General features: G+C 46.8%; 19 protein-coding genes. 5 read left to right on the top strand and 14 right to left on the bottom strand.

From position 1 onward, the window contains the following. Positions 1 to 7: 7 nt before the first annotated feature. The 4 genes from RQM65_RS00240 to RQM65_RS00225 form a co-directional block, all read right to left on the bottom strand. Positions 8 to 739 (bottom strand): head GIN domain-containing protein, encoded by a 732-nt coding sequence (locus RQM65_RS00240; protein WP_314011884.1) that lies wholly within the window; start codon positions 737 to 739, stop codon positions 8 to 10. Positions 740 to 1045: 306 nt separating this feature from the next. Continuing rightward, the gene (locus RQM65_RS00235) at positions 1046 to 2866 is read right to left on the bottom strand and encodes a PspC domain-containing protein (RefSeq protein WP_314011883.1); all 1821 of its coding nucleotides are present in this window, start codon (positions 2864 to 2866) and stop codon (positions 1046 to 1048) included. A 90-nt stretch (positions 2867 to 2956) separates the two neighbouring features. Beyond that, complete coding sequence (locus RQM65_RS00230; protein ID WP_314016757.1) at positions 2957 to 3286, bottom strand: PadR family transcriptional regulator; 330 nt, start codon at positions 3284 to 3286, stop codon at positions 2957 to 2959. Positions 3287 to 3588: 302 nt separating this feature from the next. After that, positions 3589 to 4071, bottom strand: coding sequence for a DUF4870 domain-containing protein (locus RQM65_RS00225; RefSeq protein WP_314011882.1), 483 nt, complete (start codon positions 4069 to 4071; stop codon positions 3589 to 3591). Between the two features lie 133 nt (positions 4072 to 4204). On the opposite strand from RQM65_RS00225, the gene RQM65_RS00220 reads away from it, so the two are divergent. The 3 genes from RQM65_RS00220 to RQM65_RS00210 all read left to right on the top strand — a co-directional run bounded on the left by RQM65_RS00220 (position 4205) and on the right by RQM65_RS00210 (position 6048). Further along, positions 4205 to 4660: a DUF4442 domain-containing protein gene (locus RQM65_RS00220; RefSeq protein ID WP_314016756.1), complete on the top strand. Its 456-nt coding sequence runs from the start codon at positions 4205 to 4207 to the stop codon at positions 4658 to 4660. A gap of 139 nt (positions 4661 to 4799) precedes the next feature. Then, positions 4800 to 5597, top strand: a complete 798-nt coding sequence (locus RQM65_RS00215; protein ID WP_314011880.1) for a TIGR00266 family protein — start codon at positions 4800 to 4802, stop codon at positions 5595 to 5597. 49 nt (positions 5598 to 5646) lie between these two features. Further along, on the top strand, positions 5647 to 6048 hold the full coding sequence (locus RQM65_RS00210) for a response regulator (protein ID WP_314011878.1): 402 nt from the start codon (positions 5647 to 5649) through the stop codon (positions 6046 to 6048). Here the strand turns inward: RQM65_RS00210 and RQM65_RS00205 are convergent. The 7 genes from RQM65_RS00205 to RQM65_RS00175 form a co-directional block, all read right to left on the bottom strand. Then, positions 6045 to 7598, bottom strand: coding sequence for a M81 family metallopeptidase (locus tag RQM65_RS00205; protein WP_314011876.1), 1554 nt, complete (start codon positions 7596 to 7598; stop codon positions 6045 to 6047). The two genes, RQM65_RS00210 and RQM65_RS00205, sit on opposite strands and share 4 nt — an antisense overlap. Positions 7599 to 7756: 158 nt before the next feature. Further along, positions 7757 to 8011, bottom strand: a complete 255-nt coding sequence (locus RQM65_RS00200) for a DUF6755 family protein (protein WP_314011874.1) — start codon at positions 8009 to 8011, stop codon at positions 7757 to 7759. 13 nt (positions 8012 to 8024) lie between these two features. Continuing rightward, on the bottom strand, positions 8025 to 8543 hold the full coding sequence (locus RQM65_RS00195; RefSeq protein WP_314011872.1) for a QcrA and Rieske domain-containing protein: 519 nt from the start codon (positions 8541 to 8543) through the stop codon (positions 8025 to 8027). Between the two features lie 11 nt (positions 8544 to 8554). Then, entirely contained in the window at positions 8555 to 9124 is a 570-nt protein-coding gene (locus RQM65_RS00190; RefSeq protein WP_314011869.1) for a 4Fe-4S dicluster domain-containing protein, read from the bottom strand. 47 nt (positions 9125 to 9171) lie between these two features. Then, on the bottom strand, positions 9172 to 11391 hold the full coding sequence (locus RQM65_RS00185; RefSeq protein ID WP_314011868.1) for a molybdopterin oxidoreductase family protein: 2220 nt from the start codon (positions 11389 to 11391) through the stop codon (positions 9172 to 9174). Between the two features lie 15 nt (positions 11392 to 11406). Then, the gene (locus RQM65_RS00180) at positions 11407 to 12462 is read right to left on the bottom strand and encodes an MFS transporter (RefSeq protein ID WP_314011866.1); all 1056 of its coding nucleotides are present in this window, start codon (positions 12460 to 12462) and stop codon (positions 11407 to 11409) included. Between the two features lie 162 nt (positions 12463 to 12624). Further along, the gene (locus RQM65_RS00175; protein WP_314011864.1) at positions 12625 to 13689 is read right to left on the bottom strand and encodes a tellurite resistance/C4-dicarboxylate transporter family protein; all 1065 of its coding nucleotides are present in this window, start codon (positions 13687 to 13689) and stop codon (positions 12625 to 12627) included. A gap of 284 nt (positions 13690 to 13973) precedes the next feature. On the opposite strand from RQM65_RS00175, the gene RQM65_RS00170 reads away from it, so the two are divergent. Further along, positions 13974 to 14561, top strand: a complete 588-nt coding sequence (locus RQM65_RS00170; RefSeq protein ID WP_314011862.1) for an NUDIX domain-containing protein — start codon at positions 13974 to 13976, stop codon at positions 14559 to 14561. A gap of 101 nt (positions 14562 to 14662) precedes the next feature. Here the strand turns inward: RQM65_RS00170 and RQM65_RS00165 are convergent, their stop codons facing one another. Further along, positions 14663 to 15931, bottom strand: coding sequence for a D-alanyl-D-alanine carboxypeptidase/D-alanyl-D-alanine-endopeptidase (locus RQM65_RS00165; protein ID WP_314011861.1), 1269 nt, complete (start codon positions 15929 to 15931; stop codon positions 14663 to 14665). Positions 15932 to 16248: 317 nt separating this feature from the next. Here RQM65_RS00165 and RQM65_RS00160 point away from each other — a divergent pair, with 317 nt between their 5' ends. Then, on the top strand, positions 16249 to 16446 hold the full coding sequence (locus tag RQM65_RS00160) for a hypothetical protein (RefSeq protein WP_314011859.1): 198 nt from the start codon (positions 16249 to 16251) through the stop codon (positions 16444 to 16446). Positions 16447 to 16478: 32 nt separating this feature from the next. Here the strand turns inward: RQM65_RS00160 and RQM65_RS00155 are convergent, their stop codons facing one another. Both RQM65_RS00155 and RQM65_RS00150 read right to left on the bottom strand, forming a co-directional pair. Further along, the gene (locus RQM65_RS00155) at positions 16479 to 17420 is read right to left on the bottom strand and encodes a hydrogen peroxide-inducible genes activator (protein WP_314011857.1); all 942 of its coding nucleotides are present in this window, start codon (positions 17418 to 17420) and stop codon (positions 16479 to 16481) included. A gap of 70 nt (positions 17421 to 17490) precedes the next feature. Beyond that, a complete protein-coding gene (locus RQM65_RS00150; protein ID WP_314011855.1) occupies positions 17491 to 17820 on the bottom strand; it encodes a YbaB/EbfC family nucleoid-associated protein in 330 nt (109 codons plus the stop codon). Positions 17821 to 18018 lie beyond the last annotated feature (198 nt).

Raw genomic sequence — 18018 nt, 5'->3', positions numbered from 1 at the left:
GAATTTTTTAATACCTATCGACACTGCCAGAAAACGATTTCTTTTTCTGCACTTTGGGTTCACCCGAGTAGGAGATGTTTCCACCGCTGCTCGCATCTGCCACTAGGGATTCGGACACTCGTATTTTAAGGTTGCCACCACTGCTGGCATCGGCCGTACAGGCTTTGGTCTGCAAATCTTTGGCATTGATATTACCTCCGCTGCTGACGTCCACTTCGGCGCGGTCGGCCTCCCCAGAAAGGTTCAGGTTCGCGCCGCTGCTGGCATCGATTTCTATCGAATCGGCTTTGAGATCCAATTTGAGCTGGGCACCACTGCTGCCATCGACTTCGATCTCATCTCCCGTAAGCGTAGTTTCGCTCTGCAGCTGCGCCCCGCTTGAACTTTGTAGGGCGGTAATCTCGGGTAGGGACACGTATATTTTCTTGGTCGCCTTGCCGATGTTTTCACGGGCGTGAACGCGGAGCTTCCCGTTTTTGATGTCTGTCGCAATGAGGTCTATGATATTTTCGTCCGCTTCGACTTCTACACTGAAAGCATCGGCCTGGGTCACATAGACGCTTAGGCCTTCGGAGGCCGAAACTTCGGTAAAGTTCTCGGTGATGTTCCTGGTTTCGGAGACTACCTGGCCATTTCCTTTTTTACCGGGTCCGAAATTCGAGATATTGATGTCAAATCCGCACGAGGATAAAAATAGGGCTACTAGCGCGGATGCGGCGATACGTTTTAAGGTGTTCATGACTGTTGTTTTTTACTGTCCCCTAGTTTCGGTGGGCGCTTGACAGCAGCCTTTAGGGAAAAGCAGTTGTAATTATTACTGGTTTTAAGATTGATGTGAAATTGCACAATAGGATGATATTTCTCTAATTTGCGCTACTCAGTTGTCATATTTTGTTCCTGGATCGTAGTGGGGTTGTCGACTGCGTTCGAACGAACATCTTCTTTATCATGCCACTCCGGGCCGGTAGTTACTAGGTCAACGCTAGTTTTCGACTGCCCGCCAGCCTGATGATTTTGGGGTAGGCGTTGAAACGGACATCCATTTCTACAGGTCGATCGAATCCTTGTGCCCTTGCAAATCGATGTCCACCCCATCGCTATTGATATTGATTTCATGGTCCCCTTCACGCTCGCTTTCCTTGGCCTTTAGGTTAACACCGTCTTCGCTGATCTTAAGCGTGAACGACTCGCCGTTCTCCTGGATATCGATATCGACACCATCCTCGTTGATGCTAATCTTATTTTTTTCAGAAGTATTCGTTTGCTTGATGTCGGGACAGCCTTGACATACCAGTTCCCCCTTGGGGCCTACCTTCCAAACAAAATCCTGTAGATCACATCCACCTAAGTTCCTGTCATTGTCAAAATGAAAACGCCAGCAGCGGTAGCTTGTCTCGTGGTCGAACTCCACCAAGGTGCCCAGGGGAAGCCTTAGGTTGATACGGACTTCTTGATCCATCACCTTATTTTTACGGGCCGTGGTGATAAAATCGTTCAAGAATAAAACATTTCCCTCGATGGAATAACCATAGACGATGTCGGTGGCGATTTCTTCGGCCCTCTCGAACGAGGGTCCATCAGATTCCTTTATGATTTCGATACTGGCGAGGGTGTCTTTTGATTCTTCCAGATAGATTTCTACATCGTCTAGAACGATGACCTCCTCGCCCGCGTCGTTCCGGCTAAGAACACTTCCATCGCCCATTTTGACCGTACGCTTGTTTCGGTACGCGCGGTCGTAAGAAGCGATATCAATACGCAGGGTGTCGTTTACATCCTGAAAAGGGAGGTTTTCTTCAATCTGGACCGATTCGGAATACGCTCTGGCGGTCGCTTGTCTCACCCCAAAAACAATCAATAGTATTAGGGAAATCAACCACAGCCCGAGCAGGGAGAACTTGGCGATCCGTCCGATGGATTTCAGGTTGTTGACCAGAATTTTCAGCCCGAGGTACAATAGGAAGAAAAAGGGGATGCCGATGGCGAAAAAGCCCAGCAGCGAAACGAACCAAATGGGCATATTACTGGCATCGACGATATGGTACATGTTGAGTCCGGGAATATTGACAACATCGGCGATACCAACGGTAATCATTCCGATAAAAAGTCCAATAATTGTAGCGGCACCGATGATAATTAATAGAATACCAATGAATTTACCGATAACCTTGAACATGAAGAGAATGACATCGCCCACGGTATCGAAAAAGGTCTTTCCGCTGCTTTTTACTTTGTTTCCTACACCTTCGTAATCGACGCTCTTGATTTTTTGGGCAACATCATCAAAGCCTTCCTTGACCTTGCGTTCTATATTGCTGATGTTGACGTCCTCCCCCCGCATGTCGAGTTTCTGGGCGGTTGTTACCGCTTCCGGAACCAATAGCCACAAGAGACCGTACAACAAGATGAAACCGCCACTCGAACCAATGGTCAGTACGACCCATAATAATCTGATCCAGACGGGATCGATGTTGAAATAATGGGCCAATCCCGACGATACCCCGCCCACGTACTTCTGGTCCGTGTCGCGGTACAGCTTTCTTGTTCTTTTGGGTTCGGTGAAACCTTTGCCTGTTTGCGGTTCGTCTTCAAAGATATCCTCGTCAACGATGTAGTCCTCCGGCTGCCCCATGATGGCGATTACCTCGTCCACTTCTTTTTGGGTGATGACTTGACGTTCATTTTCTAGTTTTTCGTAGAAAAGTTCAGCGATACGGGCCTCGATATCGGCCAGGATCTCATCGCTACCGGGTGTATTCGCGAACGACCGTTTAACCGATTGAAGATACCGCTGCAGCTTCAGGTACGCCCCTTCATCGATGTGAAAGAGCCTATTGGCGAGGTTAATATTGACTGTTTTGTTCATTTTTTGATGATTTTACTTGCTGTCGTCCGAGGATGGATGGCTTCGGTAGAAAGCTAAGATATATTAGTTGATAGGTTTTTGTTTTTCAGGTTATTTGTTTTGGGTCACCAAATTGGTTGCCGTTCTCAATTCATCCCAGGTCGTATCCAGTTCTTTTAGGAATAAAATGCCGGTTTCCGTCAGGGCATAGTATTTACGGGGCGGCCCGGAAGTGGATTCCTCCCAGCGATAACTGAGTAGGCCCGCGTTCTTCAAACGGGTCAGGAGAGGATAAATGGTACCCTCGACCACGAGCATCTTGGCGTCTTTTAGGGTCTCCAGAATTTCGGAAGCATACTTGTCCTTTCCATTGAGGATGGACAGGATGCAGTATTCCAGCACCCCTTTTCGCATTTGTGCCTTAGTATTTTCTACGTTCATAATTTCCTTTTGCTTTTTATGCAGTTCCGCTTGATCGGGGGAACGCGGTTTTTGAATTGCCTTGTGTACCTGCATAGGTTGACTGCCTGTACCGAACCTTCCGGCCCTTGGTCGGGATAGGTTCGGTGTTTGTTTTCTGATGTCCGATATTGTGCGCTCGGCACAAATCGATGAATAAACTCCTTTTTAATGTTACGGGTGTGATTAAGACCCGGGTGGTAATGATTACTGATTATTAATTATTAATTATTAATTATTGAATTTATTTACTGCCTACTGCCACTGCCTACCTCCCTCACTCGTTATTTAATGAATTTGATCGTAATCGGATACTTGAACAGCTGTCCCTCGTTCGTGCGGAGGGTGGCTAAAATGGTATAGACGATGTTGATGACAAAAAGTGCGACATGCACCAAGCCGGCAATTCCCAAGGGAAGCATCCAAGGACCGAAATTAAAGTTATCGCTGTCAAAGTGGATGTTCAAGTTGTTGTAATCGCTCAGGCGTTCGAAACCGAAAAATCCTATCTCCAGAATATCGGGAAAGAACCCTAAAAAAAACGGGATGCTGATAAAGCCGAATACGATGGAGTAGAGGAGCAGGCTGATCTGAAAGTTCAGGGCCTGTTTTCCATTGTGGTCCACGAACTCGTAGTCCTTCTTATTGGCCATCCATAAAACGAGGGGAACGATAAAATTTCCGAAGGGGATAAAGAACTTCGAAAAGGTAGAGGCATGAATGGCCGTCGCTAAATTTCGCTCGTGCTTTGTCAAGGTAGTCTCCATTGGCTAATAGTTTCTAATGCAAATATATGGCTAAAAGAAGGTACTATGCAAAACAAAGTACTATAAATTAATAAAACTTTAACATATGAAGGTTCGCTATTTTTCAATATTTTTGAGGGAAAACGAATATAGAATGGGACTTTCCGCTGGACAATTCAACCGGTTCACTTTTTTTAAATTGCCGGCCGCTTGGTGGACCGGCGTACGGGTAAGGTCCATTTCCGAACAAATATGTACGGTTACCGTGAAGTACGGTTGGCGGAACCAAAACCCTTTTAATTCCATGTTCTGGGCGGTTCAGGGCATGGCCGCCGAGTTGAGCACCGGGGCACTGGTCATCAATAGAATTCGTGATAACGGCAAGAGGATTTCGATGCTGGTACAAAATAACAACGCCAATTTTTCAAAGAAGGCCAGGGGGAAGATTACCTTTACCTGCAATGATGGGGATTTGATTCAAGCTGCGTTAAATAAGACCGTAGCCACAGGAGAGGGACAGACCTTTTGGATGAGGTCCACCGGCGTTGACGAGGAAGGAACCGTAGTCTCCACCTTTAATTTTGAATGGACGGTCCGTATTAGAAAATAGTTTTGAGTTTATAAGTTCAGGAGTTGATGTGTAAAATTTTCACTTCGACCTGACTTAAAATGATTATTAACCTTTGTTATGATTATCAACCTAGCCCACTTTTACGTGCCTAAGCCTACGAACCTTTAACTTTATATAAATGAATTCACACGAAATTGATTACCAGATATTCGGCGAAGAGATGCAATATGTCGAAATCGAGCTCGACCCCAATGAGGCGGTAGTGGCCGAGGCGGGAAGCTTTATGATGATGGATTCCGGCATTCAGATGGATACTATTTTTGGGGACGGTTCCAATCAGGAAAAGGGCATTCTGGGCAAGATTTTTTCCGCGGGAAAGCGGGTGTTGACCGGGGAAAGCCTTTTTATGACCGCCTTTCTCAATGCAGGGCAGGGAAAGAAACAGATCAGTTTTGCTTCGCCCTATCCGGGAAAGATCCTGACGATCGATCTCTCGGAAATACAAGGGAAGTTCATCTGCCAAAAAGATGCTTTTCTGTGCGCTGCCCAAGGGGTGTCCATCGGAATCGAATTCTCGAAACGCTTGGGCAGGGGACTGTTCGGTGGCGAAGGCTTTATCATGCAGAAACTGGAAGGTGACGGTCTGGCATTCGTACATGCCGGCGGCACCTTGGCCAAAAAACAGTTGGTGGCGGGAGAGGTCCTAAAAGTAGATACCGGCTGTATCGTAGGTTTCACCCATACGGTCGATTACGATATCGAATTCGTGGGCGGAATTAAAAATACGATATTCGGAGGCGAGGGGCTATTTTTTGCCACCTTACGAGGGCCTGGAACGGTATATATCCAATCCCTCCCTTTTAGCCGTTTGGCGGGACGGGTGCTGGCGGCCTTGCCCAAAGGAGGAAAAGACAAAGGTGAAGGCAGTATTTTAGGAGGATTAGGGGATATTTTGGATGGAGACAATAGATTTTAATAGATGACTTGCAGTAATTTTTAACCAACCACACGACCAACAGACCAATATGCCTTTAGAAATATGGATCATCGATGACGATTTGGTTTCCCTTTACGCCACTCGGTACCGAATAGACCAAGCCAATGTCAATGCCAAAGTTTTGGATTTTGACAATGCAGAAATTGCGTTGAACGTGTATCTTGAAAAGCAACGCACGGAACAAAACTTGCCCGATATCATTCTTTTGGATTTGGTTATGCCGGAAATGTGCGGATGGCGATTTCTGGAAGAGATCGACAAGGTGCCGGAAACCCGAAAGAAGCCGGAAATTTACGTACTCTCTGCCTTTTCCAATTCCAAAGACCGTAAGCGGGCCAAGGATCACGGGGCCATTCACGGACATTTCGATAAACCACTTTCAAAACTCAACATGGAAAAAATGTTGATACCCTTGGATCCCCGTTCTTAAAGTTCGTCCGATGCCGGAATCAGTTGGGCATTCAAATCGGGTTGTTCCATGTCCTTGTCCAACGGAAACATCGGCCTTTTAATGCGCTTGTAACCCAATCGTTCCAAATCTTGATCCACACCCCCTGGAGTCAGGGCCATTAACCAGTCCCCACGCATATCGTAAAGCTCGGGTACGAGATAACCAATTTTGACCACGATAATATCCGTCTGCTCGGGATGGAGTCCCAAATCCGTAAAATCGCTTTTTTGATGGTAGGGCTTTCTTTTTTTGGTCACGATGACGTGCACGCTTCCGACTTTCACCACCACTTCGGTCACTGCATCCCTATCACCTTTTTTGATGGCTTCGACTTTGCCGGATAATTGGATAGGTGGGGCATATCGATCATCGACACTGGCACCTACCGGAGCGTTGACCGTTCCGCCGACCCCAACTTTCAGGGCTTCTTCGATCAGCTCCGGTCCGGGAAGGGAGGCATAGATCAACGAGGGACCGTCTTCGGATTTAAATTCCGGACGGGCGAGAATCTTTTCCAGGGTCCATGTGACATCCCCGGCACCCCCCGCAGTGGGGTTATCGCCCAGATCACTGATCATAAATGGTTTTTTATCGCTGGCGATGGCCTTGTCCAAGCTTTCCTTTAGGGATGCTACCGGAGCCACAAATTCAAATTCGTTACGTACGTCCCAAAAATGTTGTGCCAGTTTTTCGGCTCCGCTTGTCACTTTTACCTTGTCGTCTCCTGTGACCATGACTACCGCATGATTGCGTGGTTCGTCGGCCCAGGCATACCCGATCCAAATGGCGGCGTCGATAACACCTTCTTGATCGGCTACCGTAGGAACTTTGGCGTACAGACTTTTGCCCGGTTCGATACGCGTACTCGTCATTTCACCGGGCAGTAGAATCGGCACGGGCACATAGGCCTTGTATTTTGGCTTTCCCTTTCCGTTTTCGAGCCGGTCCAACAGGTTGTTTACGGCCCGTTGTTTTGATTCGATAGCGTCTTCGTGAGGCGCCATGCGATATGCGGTGATCAGGTCGGAGTGTTTGGCCAGGCGCTCGGAAACATTGCCGTGCAGGTCCATCGAAGTCGAAATCAAGGGATCAGTTCCGATGACCTCCCGGATGCGCTCGATGAGGTCCCCCTCCGGATCATCGAGTCCCACTACGCTCATCGCTCCGTGGATATCAAAGAAGAGTCCGTCATACGGTCCGTTCTCCTTTAACATCTTCAAGATCTTGCCCGTTAGCGATTCATAGGCCTCCCGGGTAACGATACCGCCCGGCAGGGATTTCCCCACCAAGGTCGGTACCCATTGCGCCCGCTGCCGTTCACTCGAACCTTCCGTCATAAAAGGATATCTTGAAAATATGTCTTCACCCGTATTGGCATGAAAGGCCTCCTCGGTGGATTGGGCAGGGGAGAAGGTGCTCGATTCAATGCCCAGGCCTGCAATGGCAATGCGGGGAAGGGGCTTGGATTGGGCAAAAAGATTGATGGTGATAAGAAAGGTGAGGCTAAGTAGAAGAATATTTTTTTTCATGGGTTTGAATATCTTTTGTTAAAAGCGGTAAGGATTGATTTTTTTAGGTAATGGAGGGTAACTTTCTCAAAACCCCGTCGGTAAAATTAACCGTTGCGGCTCGTGAATTTTGGAGAACTTCCGGAAAAGGCCAGGATGGATGCTAGTCGTTTCCAGGCTTACTTTTTCCATACTGTTCTAATGGGGTCGGGTAAGTAGCGCAACAACCAAAAAGAGGCCAATGCCAACAACAGGGAACCGATAAAAGTAGTCAGGGCAAAATATAGATTTTCTTCCAAGGCGTTGTTCAATGCACCAAATAGAAACCAGATCTGCATGCTTACAAATAGAATAAGCAACAAGATTATTCCCGTCATAATGGTACTGGTTTTATTGGGATGTGCCTTGTTTTGTGAAGCTCTAAAATCACTCATATCATTATTTTTTTTAGGTGGCATAGGGCTCTTCTGCCTGCCGGACATATACTTTTCCTTCTTTTCGGACTACCTCAAGTTGGGGTAGGGGCCGGGGTGGAGGCCCTTGAAGCACCTCTCCCGTATCGGCACTGAACCAACCGTTGTGACAGGGACATTCGATTTTTTGTTCCTCTTCCCGATAACGGACGGCACACGCCAGATGGGTGCACTTTTGTTCGAACGCGCGCCATTCGTTTTCCTGAAGATGAATGAGAATATAGGGTATCACCATGTCTCCCTGAATTTCAAATTGAATCATTTTACCAACCGGAACTTCATCCTCATTGCAAACGAAGTGGTCGCCTTCCAATGGCTTTGAAGGAAATGCAAGCGCCTTGATAACGATTGCGCCGTTGCTCAAGGCCAAAACTCCCGAGAGCAGACCAAGAAATTTTGCAAATTCCCTGCGGCTAATATGGGTAGCCTTTTCTGTGCTAATTGGAAAATCGCTCTTCCAGTTAGGTATTTTTTCAGGATTTTTTTGTTCCATTGCTATACCTTTTACTCGACGACTAACTGGTGGGTGCCTTTTGGCATCATAATGTTAACCTTGGTATTGACCTCCTGCGCTCCGAATTTGAACGAATTTACAGGTACGGAGTCCGGTCGCATTCTTTCTATTTCTTCCCGGGTGCCATAGTAGAGGGCCTGGCTGGGGCAAACAGTGGCGCACATAGGTTTCAGTCCCGCGCTGGTTCGGTCATAGCACATGTTGCACTTCATCATCAACTCGGCTTTTTCCTCTTTTTTGGGTACGCCAAAGGGACAGGCCAACACACAGTTGGAGCAGCCAATGCATCTGGAAGTATTCGCGGAATGTACGACCCCGAATTCATCTTGGTGGATGGCATCCGCGGGACACACATTGGCGCAGGTGGGATCTTCACAATGCATGCACACCTGTACCGTGGTCTGGGGACTTTTGGCCCGGTCCACATAATGCACGTGGATCATGCTTTCCTGGCCGTTGGTCTCACATTCGGCACACGCCATTTCACAGGCATGACAGCCGATACAACGTTGCATGTCTACAAAAAAAGCCATTTCCTGATCATAATTCGTTTCCGGCATAATTGATGGTTTTTTAGCTTTAGATTAATATTAGTTCCTACGCTCCGCTACAGCCAGCTTTGATAGGCTGTTTCGGTTCTTGTTTCACTTCCCTTTTTTCCGGTCGGAATCAGTTTACAGGCGCATACCTTAAATTCCGGAATCTTTGACACAGGGTCGAGATTGCCTATGGTAAGCTGGTTGGCGGAGAATTTGCCTCCCCAATGATAGGGAATAAAAACGGTATCTTCCCGAATGGTCTCTACCACATGCGCAGGAAATTCAGCTTCCCCCCTTCTTGTCTTTACTTTTACCAAATCACGATCTTCTATACCATATAGCGTTGCCATCTTGGGATGGATTTCCATCAAGGGCTCGGGATACTGGTCTATGAGTTTTCCAATTCGACGGGTCGACGTGCCACTCAGGTATTGGGAAACTACGCGTCCTGTGGTGAGAACCACGGGGAATTCCTTATCGGTGACTTCGGAAGCGGGTCGATATTTTACGGGATTGAAATGTGCCTTTCCGTCCGGGGTGGCGAACTTACGATCTTCCCAAAGCCTGGGAGTTCCCGGATGGTCTTCGGACGGACAGGGCCAGAAAACCCCCATATTGTCCACTACTTTTTTATAGGTGATGCCATAATAATCGGCAGTTCCTCCCTTTGAGGCTACCCGAAGCTCGTTAAAAATATCCTCACTGGTAGGATAACTGAATTTGTTTCCGGCACCCAACCGATCGGCCAGTTCCATTAAAATCTCACCATCGCGCCTACAGTTCCCCGGGGGCGGTACGGCTTCATTGATCTTGACCACGCGACCTTCCGCGGTGGTGACCGTACCTTCTTCTTCTTCGTGCAGGGAGCCGGCCATAACGATATCCGCGTGCCGGGCCGTTTCACTGAGAAAGGTATCAATGTTGATATAAAACTCAAGTTTTTCAAGTGCCTCCCGTACGTAGTTGTTGTTGGGGAGGGATACCAACGGATTAAAACAGATTGAGATCATTCCCTTTATTTCACCCCTGTGGATGGCTTCGATCTGTTCATAGGCGGTAAGCCCTTTCCCGGGCATATCCTTTTCATCTATTCCCCATACTTCGGAGATGTACTTTCTGTGTTCAGGATTGGTTATATCCCTGTTTCCGGGAAGCTGGTCACATTTATGTCCGTGTTCCCTTCCGCCCTGACCGTTACCCTGGCCTGTGATGGTCCCGTATCCGCAATAGGGTTTTCCTATTCGGCCTGTGGCCAGCACCAAGTTGATGCAGCTCAGTACATTTTCTACCCCTTTGGTGTGGTGTTCAATACCGCGGGCGTGCATTAGAAAGCTTGTATTGGCCTCGCCCCAGAGTTTGGCCGCTTTGTAGATCAAATCTTTGGGGACCCCGGATTCTTTTTCGGCCCATTCAAGGTCGTAGTCCTTTACGGCCTCGATGGTTTCTTCAAAGCCGGAGGTGTGGTTCTCGATAAAATCGTGATCGAGCCAGTCGTTATCCACCATTATTTTTAACATGGCTCCAAATAGGGCCGAGTCCCCACCGGGCCGTACCGGTAAATGCAGGTCTGCCGTTCGTGCGAACGGAATCTCGCGGGGATCGACCACGATCAGCTTCGCACCGTTATCACGGGCCTGCCATATGTAGTGGGTAAGGGTCGGAAAGGTTTCGCTGATATTGGCCCCTGCCACCAAAATCACCTTGGCATGTTTCAGGTCCGCCCAGCTGTTGGAGCTTCTGTCCAGTCCGAATGCCTTTTTATTTCCTCCGCCGGCACTTACCATGCAAAGTCGTCCGTTATAGTCAAGATTGGCCGTTTTCAAGGCAACCCTGGCAAACTTGCCGATCATATAACTTTTCTCGTTGGTAAGTGATACCCCCGAGAGCATGGCAAAAGCATCATTGCCATACTGTTTTTGGATGCGTTGTATCTCGCTTACGGTCTTGCTCATCGCCTTCTCCCAGCTGATGGGGTCGAAACCCTTTCCTTCGACGCGTTGAATGGGCCCCATTATTCTGTCGGGATGGTTGTTCTGCATGTACCGCTGCACTCCTTTGGGACATAGACGTCCCTCGTTAAAGGGGAATTCCATCCAAGGTTCAAAGCCGGCAATCTTTTCGTTCTTTACCTTTAGTTTGATACCGCATTGCATCCCGCAGTAACAACAGTGGGTTTTAACCAGTTTATCCGGCTCATGCGAGCCTTCAAATCCTGATTTAGGGGGGTAGGCCGCATGGGGCCCATGTTCCTTTATAATTTTATCTACTGAAGTAGGTAGTTTTGCCATTATTAGATTTAAATCCTATCCAAAATAATATCCTGCGTCCTTCCTTGCCTTGAGGTGCGCCTTGGCCAAAGCGGAGCGTTTTCCTTCGGGACTCAGGTCAAGATGATTGGTTCCATCTTTTTTATCATAGTCAAATCCCAAATTCTTAGTTACTTTTTTAAGATCGTCAACATGTATCTGAGATGCAAAATCCTTTTTAGTATGCGGACATTGGGCCATCCCGCGTCTTTTTCCTTCATGTTTATAGAGATTGGCCCCGAGTTGGGCGAGCCGTTGGAAGATGTGAAAGAACTTGCCGAAAGGCAGCCAGACCAAAAATAATATTACCGTTATCGCGTGCGTCACGGCCATGAACTGATAGGTCTTTCCCTGCAAAAAAGTGTAGTCATAGGAAATGCCCAGTCCCGTTACCGAAATGGCGATAAGAAGAATAAGGGGCAACCAATCGTTCTCAAAGGTCTGGGTAGCGATCAACCCGCCATCGGTAAACCTTCTCTTCATCATGATTACGGCCCCTATTGTCACCAGTACGGAACACCACACCAGGCCGTGAAAGGCAATAAAAGCTATAGGGGAACCCAACGCAAAAGTTCCGGCTTCGAATCCGAAAAGCATGGCGTGATAGGTGACATCGTCTCCCGGGCGTAGTTCAAAATGTATCCATCCGAAAGTTAGCGGAATGGTAATGGCAAAAGCAATTAGACAACCGGTAGCTAACATAAAATGGGCGATCCACCTCGTTCGGCTCCGATGGGCTATAAAACGTTGCAACATGATATTCCTTAAAAAGAGCCGGAAAGATCTCAGCGCGTTCGGAACAAAGTCCTTGCTAAAAAGAAATTGCATACTCCTGCGCCAATAAAGCTTGGTAGGCGGACGCTGGATCCAAACCGAATAGCGGTAGGCGATACCAAAAACAGCAAAAACGGTCCCGATAAGGTAGGCTACTAGGGCAGGATCGAAATTCTGAAGATTCCTAGAACCCAGAAGAACCACTGCAACAGTTAAAACAGCGGCAATCGTGGCCTTGATAAGAGCCAGACGATCCAAAGTTTTAAATAGCTTGAACATAAATGTGCCGATTTGAGTGGTCGATTTAAAATTAGGAGGTTTTATGACAAACAACAAAAATTAAACCGGCAAATATTGGATATTTCAAGTAATGATCGAATTTTAGAAATATTCTAAATAATCATAGGTTCACCACGTAAAAGTTAAATGAGAGATGACGTATCAGGAAGCCCCGGATTTTGGCTTTTGTAAGGCCCAATCCAATAAATGTCTAAAAAAACCGATAACAACTGCCAGCCAAGCTAATACGGCGATATAGACGAAATAGGTCGGTATCTGCTCTAAAAAAGGAACTTCCAAGGCTTGGCTCAATCGAAATGTAGCCACTGTGTACATGCCCAAGGGAAAAACCATTCCCCAATAACTGGGATCGTACCCATTTGGAGAAATGGGTGCCGGTACTTTCATGATAAGGTGGCGCCACATTCCAAGAATGATCAATAATGGAATCCACCAGGTCCCCGCAGCCCAGAAAAAGAGGGTAAACCCTTTAATAAACGGCATTATATCCATGATGAAATTAAAATGTTGCTCGTGCAGGATCAGCAGAGATCCCGCAAGGGTAGTAATGGCCGTTGCCCCCATGTTGATCCAATAAGGTGCTCCCAATTCGTTGGCGTTAAGTAGGAAAAAGGACATCCTATAAATGATGAGGGACATTATGAACAAATAAAAGATACAACCGATCAGGAAAAGGCATAAAGCCACGAACAGGAGGATATAATCATGGGTTTGGCTGCCTACTGTGAGGGAAGATATCAATCCCGACAGGGCCTGTATCGCTACTATAATAACTAGCCAAGTACCATTTATCCCTTCCCTAAGTGGTTTTTTTGCTCCTGAAACGGTGATATTGTAAAAGAAACCGTACCCTACAAATAGCCATATTATACCCGCCAGTATTAATAGCAGGGTTGCAACTGCCGTATTTCCCGTGAGCATGATGAATTGATTGCCGATAATACACAGGGCTGCCACAATGGTAAAGAAACCGGGGCCTTTCACATAACTCCTAAAATCGTTTAGAACTTCCCGGGAATAAGATAGGCACCGATAAAGAAACATCATGCTTAGGCCTCCCAAGAACACCAGGTTCAGGTAAAACAGGGAATAGGCAAAAAGTTCAAAACCGTTTAAATAGGAGGCGATCGAAACGATACCCGTGGCCATTACCATGGCGAAATAGGCCGGCAGGAGATTTTTTATTTTTTGCAGAAAAATGCTCATACGGATGATTCCTTTCAAAGTTATAAATTCTGGACTATATTGTGGGTCAGATGTCTACTCTTTAATAAACGGCCGCCAATCTATTCATTTAAACGGAAAAACTAACTATGCTCCAGCGAGTCATGTTCTGAAGGCTTTCTTTGTTCCAGGGTAGAGGTGTGATCCCGCCTTTGATATTTTTTTGTTAAAGGGATTGGGGCAATTTCTGACCGGCCAGGTCCGCAAAATCCTAGAGTTAGGCTACTAAACCTTTATCTTTGTATTTCCATTTTAAAATTGATCTCTTGAAAAACGGTAGCATAAAAAACATCCAGAAAGAAGTTTTATCCGATAACTGGTACACGCTCGAGAAGTACACCTACGACTACCAAAAAGAAGACGGGTCGTGGGAAACTCAGGAACGGGAAAGTTACGATAGAGGGAGCGGGGTTTGTATCCTTCTTTACAATAAGGACAAGGGAACGGTGATCTTGACCCGTCAATTTCGGATGCCGACCTATGTAAACGGGAACCAAAACGGGATGATGATGGAGGTCTGCGCGGGCGTGTTGGACAACGCCCTGCCGGAGGTTCGAATTAAAAAGGAAGTGGAAGAGGAAACGGGTTTCCGAATCGAAAAGGTGGAGAGAGTACTGGAGGCCTACACCTCTCCGGGAGCGGTAACCGAAATCATGCATTTTTTTGTGGGAGCCTATGAGGATAGCATGAAAGTCAACGCGGGCGGCGGCGCCCAAGACGAAACGGAGAACATTGAGGTATTGGAAGTTTCGTTCGAAAAAGCCATGGAAATGGTCAAAACCGGCGAAATAAAGGATGTGAAAACCATCGTTTTATTACAACATGCGACGATACAAGGGCTGTTTGAAAAATAAAGGATTCGCCCCACCCGTCTTCCGTTACATCCATCTACCGTCCACCGTCGCCTGTTACCCTTCTTGTCTCTTTGCTCTACCTTTTCGCTCTACTCTGGAATTCAGTACGTGTCCCGAATAGTCTCAAAAATAAGTTGCATCCTTTTTTTTATTTCCGAGCTTTGATGCCGATAGTGGTTGTTCATAAAACTGAATATCAAGGTCTTTCCCGAATTTGTGACCAAATAACCGCTGACACAATGTACGTTGCCCAAGGTTCCGGTCTTGGCATAAATGTAGGGATCGGGATTACCGGGGTACCAATCCTCGAGCGTACCCGACACGCCCCCTGCGGGAAAAATATCGAACAGGCGCTGCTCCGGCACTTGCTCATGTAATTTCGAAAGTACCTGTACCATCGATTCGGGAGTGAACAGGTTGTAGCGGGAGAGCCCCGATCCATCGACCCAGCGCGGGGGCTGTTCGAGGTCCGCCAGTTGATTGCTCAAAACGGAATCCCGAACTTTTCCGCCATCGAGGGTATCGGATAGCGTAGAGGAAGCCAAAATCAGAAGTTGCTCCGCGATCATGTTATCACTTTTGTGCATCATCCGTCGGTAGAGGGAATCAGAGGGAAGGCTATATAAAACGTTCTTTTCGCCCGCGGGCATCCGGTCGGCAAGGCTAAGTTTTTTTCCTAAAACATCCTCCAACAGCGTTTTTATTAGAGTGGTATCCGTCTTAAAAGGAATTTCGAGGGTATCTTTTCGGGTCTTCCCAAAGTAGAACAAATTCCTGTCCAATTCGCGGCGTAGGGTATAATCGATGGGCACCACTTTGTCATAAAGATATGTGGGCACCACCTTGACGGATTCGGAATTATGTAGGGTCACGACGTTCCCGTAGAGGGGAAATGCAGTCCGCTCGGGCTGATAATAATATTGATAGTCGCCCCATGCCCATCCCGGTCCATACCTGTTCTCTACAAAATTGTCCAAGTGTAGGGAAATATTCCGATGGCCGTGCAAAAAATTCAAAGCGGTACTATCCATAAAATGCGGATGTAAAAACGAGGGATCACCCGTGCCCTCTACATATAGCGTGTCGTTTTGCGTCACATATTTTAAGGCGGGAATTTTGTCCGGTAAAAACTGAAGGGCGGCAAAAAGGGTGAAAATCTTGGTATTGCTTGCCGGGGTGAAATATTTTTCGCTGTTCCGGGCGTAGAGGGTGTCTTTAGTACCAGCATCCAAAATAAGCACCCCCGTAAACTGTTGGTCATAAAATGGGGATGCGAAAACGCTATCCGTCGTGCGTTGAACGTTTTTTTTGGCGGAGGCACATCCCAACAATAGGGATGCCAGCATAAACCCAAAAAGTAGAGGTTTCATATTGATCAGGTATTTTTTTATGATGTGGACGAAGTTATTGAGTTAAGGAATAATTATCGGGAAGAAACACTGTTTTTTTGTACATATAGTCCCATAGGCACATTCCCCATATTTTAAAGATAGTCTTACCATTGACATGAATTTTAAATTGATATTGAATCTCCGGTGACTTCCCTTATGGCGGCCCATGAAGTGCGTCTTTAACATGATCTTGATAAACATTTAACTACTGCCTCACAACATGGATAAGACTTTTTTGTTTAACTTTATACGGACCAAAGCGGCATAAACGACTAATCTCTTAAACATTTTTGGATATGGCTAACAGCATGCTTGAGTACACCAAGACAGTACTCAAAAAAGTCAGTTTCGATACACAGCTTTTTTATAAGGAACTGAAAAAAGCGATTTCAAGATTGCTTCCGGAGGAAATCGAAGAACTTAAAAACTGGTTGCAACAGTTTATTACCGACAAGCCGGAGCTACAGCAAAGTCTTCTTTACATAAAAGTTTAATCACCGGCCCTTCGAAATTAGAGGGGCCATTCTTATCTCTTTCCTAGGGGACTGACAATCTTCACATCCTGAAATGCGATCGCACCCCTTACGATTCCGGCGATTACATCTTTCATGGCCTCGGTAATCTGAATTTTCAGTTCGCTCTTGTGATGAATAAGGCTCACCTCGCGGGCGGGCGAAGGCTTTTTGAAATGGCGCAGGTTCTTCTTCTTTCCCCCTTCGAGTTCCAAAGTGTGCAAAAAGGGCAAAAGCGTCATGCCAAGGCCCTCGTCAGCAAGGTTGACCAAGGTCTCAAAACTGCCGCTTTGTAGTCTAAAGTTCGAATCTTCAAAATTTTCGGAAGCCTCGCAGAGATTGATAATCCCTTCACGAAAACAGTGGCCGTCCCTCAAAAGTAATATATCGTTGATGTCCAGGTCTTCGGGGGTTATATTATCATGCTTCGCTAAACGATGGTTATCGGGCACATAGCCCACAAATGGTTCGTAATAGAGGGGGCGTTCCCTGAGATTTTCGATTTCAAGAGGCGTCGCGGCAATGCCAGCATCTAGATGGCCATCTCTAAGGTTCTGTATCAGACTTTCGGTATGCTGTTCCTTAATAATCAGGTTTACCTTGGGGTATTTGGTGATGAACGTTTTTAGGAACATCGGAAGCAGGGTTGGCATGACCGTAGGGATTATGCCAAGTGTAAAATCGCCGCCGACGTATCCTTTTTCCTGATCGACGACGTCTTGAATCCGGTTGGCCTCATTGACGATATTTCTTGCTTGGGCGACGATTTTTCTACCGACCTGGGTAACACCGATAGGCTTTTTGCCACGGTCGAAAATCAAAATATCCAACTCATCTTCCAACTTCTGCACTTGCATGCTCAAAGTCGGCTGGGTCACAAAACATTTTTCGGCGGCTAAAGTAAAATTTTGATATTCTGCAACGGCCAGTACGTAGTGCAATTGGGTGATGGTCATAGTTCGATGTTTCAGCGGATAAAAGTAAGGAAACTATCGATAAAAACTATGGGGTTACGAACGGTAATAGTTATTTCCCAAGAAGCGCGTCCATTCCGGGAATGTTGGGCATGCCTTCCTTGGCCACGGCGGCCAGTTCGGTTTCGTTGACCTGGGTCGCTTTTTCAATGGCTTTATTGAGGGTCAGGATCAGGTAGTCTTCCAACTGGTCCTTATCCTCTAAAAGACTGTCGTCTATTTCAATCTTCTTGATTTCCCGGTTGGCGGTTATCGTGACCTGCACAGCGTCCTCGGCGGACTTTTCATCCAGCAGTACCGTATCCAACCGTTTTTTGGTAGCGGTCACTTTTTCTTGGGTCTCCTTGAGTTTTCCCATCATTCCCATCATATCTCCGAACATAATTGTAATTTTTAAAAATTTGCGTTTCCAAAATTACTAAATTGTCGCAGGATTTGCGCTATCGGCCCGCCACTATCCGTCCGGTGCAGAAAGATTGTTGTAGAAGGTGTGCTGTAAAGGGTGCCGAGACCATCCTAATACCGGTAAGCGATTGAGCTGGCCATTTGGTCAATGCAGGGCCATTGTCGCCATTTACGT

The sequence above is a fragment of the Pricia mediterranea genome, assembly GCF_032248455.1.
GTDB classification, from domain to species: domain Bacteria; phylum Bacteroidota; class Bacteroidia; order Flavobacteriales; family Flavobacteriaceae; genus Pricia; species Pricia mediterranea.
The sequence above is the reverse complement of the archived record's forward strand: the minus strand, read 5'-3'. Positions and strand labels throughout refer to the sequence as shown.

What these genes read in the sequence shown, in the direction of transcription:
- RQM65_RS00240 (WP_314011884.1), bottom strand. Translation starts at nt 739, where the DNA reads ATGAACACCTTAAAACGTATCGCCGCATCCGCGCTAGTAGCCCTATTT.
- RQM65_RS00235 (WP_314011883.1), bottom strand. Translation starts at nt 2,866, where the DNA reads ATGAACAAAACAGTCAATATTAACCTCGCCAATAGGCTCTTTCACATC.
- RQM65_RS00230 (WP_314016757.1), bottom strand. Translation starts at nt 3,286, where the DNA reads ATGAACGTAGAAAATACTAAGGCACAAATGCGAAAAGGGGTGCTGGAA.
- RQM65_RS00225 (WP_314011882.1), bottom strand. Translation starts at nt 4,071, where the DNA reads ATGGAGACTACCTTGACAAAGCACGAGCGAAATTTAGCGACGGCCATT.
- RQM65_RS00220 (WP_314016756.1), top strand. Translation starts at nt 4,205, where the DNA reads ATGGGACTTTCCGCTGGACAATTCAACCGGTTCACTTTTTTTAAATTG.
- RQM65_RS00215 (WP_314011880.1), top strand. Translation starts at nt 4,800, where the DNA reads ATGAATTCACACGAAATTGATTACCAGATATTCGGCGAAGAGATGCAA.
- RQM65_RS00210 (WP_314011878.1), top strand. Translation starts at nt 5,647, where the DNA reads ATGCCTTTAGAAATATGGATCATCGATGACGATTTGGTTTCCCTTTAC.
- RQM65_RS00205 (WP_314011876.1), bottom strand. Translation starts at nt 7,598, where the DNA reads ATGAAAAAAAATATTCTTCTACTTAGCCTCACCTTTCTTATCACCATC.
- RQM65_RS00200 (WP_314011874.1), bottom strand. Translation starts at nt 8,011, where the DNA reads ATGAGTGATTTTAGAGCTTCACAAAACAAGGCACATCCCAATAAAACC.
- RQM65_RS00195 (WP_314011872.1), bottom strand. Translation starts at nt 8,543, where the DNA reads ATGGAACAAAAAAATCCTGAAAAAATACCTAACTGGAAGAGCGATTTT.
- RQM65_RS00190 (WP_314011869.1), bottom strand. Translation starts at nt 9,124, where the DNA reads ATGCCGGAAACGAATTATGATCAGGAAATGGCTTTTTTTGTAGACATG.
- RQM65_RS00185 (WP_314011868.1), bottom strand. Translation starts at nt 11,391, where the DNA reads ATGGCAAAACTACCTACTTCAGTAGATAAAATTATAAAGGAACATGGG.
- RQM65_RS00180 (WP_314011866.1), bottom strand. Translation starts at nt 12,462, where the DNA reads ATGTTCAAGCTATTTAAAACTTTGGATCGTCTGGCTCTTATCAAGGCC.
- RQM65_RS00175 (WP_314011864.1), bottom strand. Translation starts at nt 13,689, where the DNA reads ATGAGCATTTTTCTGCAAAAAATAAAAAATCTCCTGCCGGCCTATTTC.
- RQM65_RS00165 (WP_314011861.1), bottom strand. Translation starts at nt 15,931, where the DNA reads ATGAAACCTCTACTTTTTGGGTTTATGCTGGCATCCCTATTGTTGGGA.
- RQM65_RS00160 (WP_314011859.1), top strand. Translation starts at nt 16,249, where the DNA reads ATGGCTAACAGCATGCTTGAGTACACCAAGACAGTACTCAAAAAAGTC.
- RQM65_RS00155 (WP_314011857.1), bottom strand. Translation starts at nt 17,420, where the DNA reads ATGACCATCACCCAATTGCACTACGTACTGGCCGTTGCAGAATATCAA.
- RQM65_RS00150 (WP_314011855.1), bottom strand. Translation starts at nt 17,820, where the DNA reads ATGTTCGGAGATATGATGGGAATGATGGGAAAACTCAAGGAGACCCAA.